This is a genomic window from Novosphingobium arvoryzae (assembly GCF_014652615.1).
GTDB classification, from domain to species: Bacteria; Pseudomonadota; Alphaproteobacteria; order Sphingomonadales; family Sphingomonadaceae; genus Novosphingobium; species Novosphingobium arvoryzae.
The window spans coordinates 1-4,093 of sequence record NZ_BMZD01000018.1 but is presented as its reverse complement, the minus strand read 5'-3'; the positions used below and the strand labels follow the sequence as shown (position 1 = coordinate 4,093).

Genomic DNA, 4,093 nt, shown 5'->3' with positions numbered 1-4,093 from the left:
GTCCGTCATGTTGCCTCTCCTATCCCGATGGCTAATGCACCGTAATGCTGGTGCATTATGACACCGTTGGGGAGAGCGGCATCCACCCCATCTCTGGGGCGTACGTCATTGATAGTTATATGATCGTCTCGAGTTCGAATCCCACATGAGGCGGTTGTCAAAAGTTGGATGCCCCCGTCATGGGCGAAGCATAACGGAGCAATGCCGGTTCGTCAGCCTCTATAGTGGGCGGTGGTCTTCGCTCGCACTTCCTCGGCTGTCACTTCGGGGGCGAGTTCGATCAGTTCGAACGGGCTGTTGTGATCCGGCCGCTTGAACACCGCGAGATCGGTGACGATCATGTCGACCACATTCTTGCCGGTGAGCGGCAGGCTGCAGGATGGGATGAACTTGGGGCTGCCGTCCTTGGCGTTGTGTTCCATCACGACGATGATCTTCTTGACGCCCGCGACGAGATCCATTGCGCCGCCCATGCCCTTGATCATCTTGCCGGGTATCATCCAGTTGGCGATATCCCCTCTCTCCGATACCTCCATCGCACCGAGCACGGTGAGGTCGATTTTGCCGCCACGGATCATTGCGAAGCTGTCCGACGAGGAGAAATAGGCCGAGTGCGGGAGCTCGCTGATCGTCTGCTTGCCCGCGTTGATCAGGTCGGGATCGACCTCGTCGTCATAGGGGAAGGGGCCGATGCCGAGCATACCGTTCTCCGACTGGAGCGTCACCGTCATCCCAGCCGGGATGTTGTTGGCGACCAGCGTCGGGATGCCGATGCCGAGATTGACGTAGAAGCCGTCCTGAAGCTCGCGCGCGGCGCGGGCAGCCATATCGTTGCGATCCCAGGCCATCATGCAGTCTCCCGTGCGCGCATCGTGCGGAATTCGATCTTCTTCTCATAGGGGGCACCGCAGATGATGCGCTGCACATAGACGCCGGGGACGTGGATCTTGTCCGGATCGAGCTCGCCCGGCTGGACGATCTCCTCGACTTCCGCAACGCAGACCTTGCCGCAGGTGGCTGCAGGCGCGTTGAAGTTGCGCGCCGTCTTCCGGAAGACGAGGTTGCCGGTGGTGTCCGCCTTCCATGCCTTCACAATCGAGAGATCGGCGACGATGCCGCGTTCGAGGACATAATCCTGTCCGTCGAAATTCTTGATCTCCTTGCCCTCGGCGACAAGCGTGCCCATGCCGGTCTTGGTGTAGAACCCAGGAATGCCGGCGCCGCCGGCGCGCATCCGCTCGGCGAGTGTGCCCTGCGGGCAGAAATCGACCTGGAGCTCGCCTGAGAGATATTGCCGCTCGAACTCCCTGTTCTCGCCGACATAGGAGCTGATCATCTTGGCGATCTGGCGCGTGCGTAAAAGCTTGCCCAGCCCCACGCCATCAATCCCGGCATTGTTGGAGGCAATGGTCAGGCCCTTGACCCCGCTTTCGACAATCGTATCGATTAGCCGCTCCGGTATACCGCACAGGCCAAAACCGCCTGAGGCGATCAGCATGTTGTCGTGCAATACGTCCTCAAGAGCAGACTTGGCATCTGGAAATTGCTTATTCATTGGGCCTCAAGAATCTTTTTCCGCATTGGTGACGCAATTTCTAGCGCTTGGCCGCGAACTCAATCGGCATCTGGCTGCTGATCAGGATGAGCTCGACGGAATGCATCAGTTTCCAAGCAGCGATCAGCACAAGCTCGGATTGCTGGATAATCGATCATCAAAACGCCAAAACGCTCAGCGGAATAGACCTGTGGTACCAAGCAGCAATCCGCCAACGTCATTCTATCGCCAAATGCGAAGCCCTGACCGTGCCTTGCGATTTGCTGTTCAAGCGCGTTGAAGCCAGCTGTTATCCAACGCGCAATCCATTCTAAGACCTGTTGCTCACTCACGCCCAGATCGCGCCGCAACGCATTCAAGACCCGCAAGTTATTAAGTGGGTGAATGTCGCAACAGATCGCCCTGCAGCGACACATGCGACACGTTGAGTTCGACGAGCTTGCGGAACAGGTCTACCACATCGCGCGGACGCATCTGGAGCGCGACAGATGCTTCCTGCTTGTTGCCGAAAGCGTAGGACTTGTGCCCGAACGCTTCGTGACCCACCGCGAAGTTGATGCCGTCGAAGGCAACCGTCAGCGGCTTCCCGACCTTCTTGTCATCCTTCTTGGTCCCCAGCCACTCGTGCAGATAGTCGGTGTAAACCTGACGCAGGTCGGCGTGGGTCAGGAAGCAAGGTCCAAATTCCTTGAAGCAGCCGCAAGGGCGGACGGGTCGATTGAGTCCATAGCTCATCCGGAGCGCGGCCCGGACGGACGAACACTATTCACCGATGTTGCGTCTTTCGGGCCTGCGCAGGCTGAAAAAGTGCTCGTTCTGATTTCGGGTACAACAGGAAGATCCGCTTGCTCTGCAATGGCAGTGCAAAGCGAATGGTGGGACTCAAGATCACCAACAACGAACCCGCCGCCATGAAAGTAAACGATCGTCGCAGACTGATCACGTTGTCCGCGGCGATCGTAGAGGCGAAGACGTATATCTCCTGCAGGACCGGGGCAGCTTAAATTACGTACTGTCGTCAACGAATTTGCATCGGCCTCAACCATTTGCGCCATGCTTCCAACAATTACACGAAGTGCCTGCGGGTCAAGGTCAGACGGAGAAATCGGCGCTGATGATCTGAGCGAGCCTAGAAGGGCCTCAACATCGGGTCTGCTAGAGCTTATGTCCATACTATTCACCGGCGCTCCTCAGATATTCGAGATCAAACGCTAATCCCATCGAGATAATCTCGGAGAATGCGCAGCGTCTCTTCTGGCTGATCGCGCATTGGCCCGTGGCCGCATTGGTCGAGAATGATAGTCTGGGCTAGGTGCGCATCACCTCGTGATCTGCCATCACGTAGCAATCAACAAGCGGACTCACCCTCCCTCTCTGATCATGCAGCCGTGCGAAAAATTTCCCTCCGCGAGGAAGCGGGGGAAGTGCAAAGCTGGCAAAGCAGTCTGCGGCAATTACAACCTTCAGAAGGACCTCGCGGGTCGCAAGGTCGAACTTAAGGCCGTACCAGTCCATGTAGCTTTGGTATTCTGCTGCTCCATATTCGCGAAGCAGCGAGGGCGGCGGGGTGGCCATGTCGTACCAGGAAATCGAGGGGTTCGCGTAGTCACGCCATCGGACTGGTTGCCGCCGAGCACATGGAAGGCGCCATAATCCTCACCGATGTAGAGCCCGACATGGCCGGAGACCTCACCGCGGCGGAAGACGAGCACATCGCCGAGCTGCGGTTTTGCGCTGCCGTCCTTGCCGAAGTTCACCCAACTGCGGGCCCAGAGCGGCTGGCTTGGCAACGCCTTGCCTGCACGCTTGGCAACAATCGCCGCGAACAGTCCGCACCAGGGGATCTCGTCGTGGCTGTAGACCTTGGCGAGGCCCAGTTCCTTGGCCCAGCCAAGGATCACGGGATTGTCGGCGGAGCCTTGTGCCTCGACAGTGCCAAAAAGCTTGCGGGCTTCGGCCACCATCTTGGGCAGCGGTTGCAGGTCATCGAGCCAGCGATAGGCTGGCGGAAGCGGGTTCATGGATGTTCTCCTTCGAGAGGTTAGCGGCCTTCAAAGCCCTTGATGGCCGCGAAGATGACGTCGAAGAGCCTCGCGGCGGTGTGAGAGGGGTTATTCCGGCGAAGCAGAAGTACTAGCCGGCGGCGACCGTAGCACTGGTTTCGCAACCCTTTGCTTGGCGCACTCAAGCCTCAACGCTTCGGCTGATTAAGAGAGCGAAAAGCGAGGAAATCTCCCAGTTTTTTCGACCGTAGCGTTTCCGATGCGTTTCGGGTGAAAAGAGACAAACGGGCTTTAGAGACTGAGATTACCGATATCAGCAGTCTCTTCGCTTCGGTCGGATGAACGAAAACGCCGCAGAACTGCGCCATTTCGGGCGCTACCCTGCGGTTAATTTATATCTTACAACGGGATAATGGCGGGGCGTAGTCGACCCGGATCCAACCTTCTTTTGTGGATGCCGCTCGGTTTGCAAGGATTTTCTGAACTTATGAACGCGTGATCGAGTGCGGTCTTTTGTCCGGCCTTTTGTTGCGCA

Annotated in this window: 6 protein-coding genes and 1 pseudogene; 1 reads left to right on the top strand and 6 read right to left on the bottom strand. The window is 57.7% G+C overall.

Annotation, left to right across the window (positions count from 1 at the left end; genetic code table 11):
- Window positions 1-212: 212 nt before the first annotated feature.
- Genes IE113_RS16055 through IE113_RS16040 form a run of 4 tightly spaced genes read right to left on the bottom strand, consistent with a single transcriptional unit; the run spans window position 213 to window position 2,290 of the window.
- On the bottom strand, window positions 213-848 hold the full coding sequence (locus IE113_RS16055; RefSeq protein WP_189543328.1) for a 3-oxoacid CoA-transferase subunit B: 636 nt from the start codon (window positions 846-848) through the stop codon (window positions 213-215).
- The gene (locus tag IE113_RS16050) at window positions 848-1,555 is read right to left on the bottom strand and encodes a CoA transferase subunit A (RefSeq protein WP_189543326.1); all 708 of its coding nucleotides are present in this window, start codon (window positions 1,553-1,555) and stop codon (window positions 848-850) included. The genes IE113_RS16055 and IE113_RS16050 overlap by 1 nt, the downstream gene beginning before the upstream one ends.
- Window positions 1,556-1,614: 59 nt before the next feature.
- Window positions 1,615-1,887: a glutathione S-transferase C-terminal domain-containing protein gene (locus tag IE113_RS16045; RefSeq protein ID WP_229822697.1), complete on the bottom strand. Its 273-nt coding sequence runs from the start codon at window positions 1,885-1,887 to the stop codon at window positions 1,615-1,617.
- Between the two features lie 40 nt (window positions 1,888-1,927).
- Window positions 1,928-2,290, bottom strand: a complete 363-nt coding sequence (locus IE113_RS16040; RefSeq protein ID WP_189543322.1) for a hypothetical protein — start codon at window positions 2,288-2,290, stop codon at window positions 1,928-1,930.
- Here IE113_RS16040 and IE113_RS16475 point away from each other — a divergent pair.
- The gene (locus tag IE113_RS16475; protein WP_373297885.1) at window positions 2,180-2,470 is read left to right on the top strand and encodes a DUF2817 domain-containing protein; all 291 of its coding nucleotides are present in this window, start codon (window positions 2,180-2,182) and stop codon (window positions 2,468-2,470) included. The genes IE113_RS16040 and IE113_RS16475 overlap by 111 nt on opposite strands.
- On the opposite strand, the pseudogene IE113_RS16035 reads toward IE113_RS16475, so the two are convergent.
- Window positions 2,395-2,601, bottom strand: a pseudogene (locus IE113_RS16035) (alpha/beta hydrolase fold domain-containing protein); the annotation flags it as partial. The gene IE113_RS16475 and the pseudogene IE113_RS16035 sit on opposite strands and share 76 nt — an antisense overlap.
- A gap of 417 nt (window positions 2,602-3,018) precedes the next feature.
- Window positions 3,019-3,576, bottom strand: a complete 558-nt coding sequence (locus IE113_RS16030) for a TIGR02594 family protein (RefSeq protein ID WP_189543320.1) — start codon at window positions 3,574-3,576, stop codon at window positions 3,019-3,021.
- Window positions 3,577-4,093 lie beyond the last annotated feature (517 nt).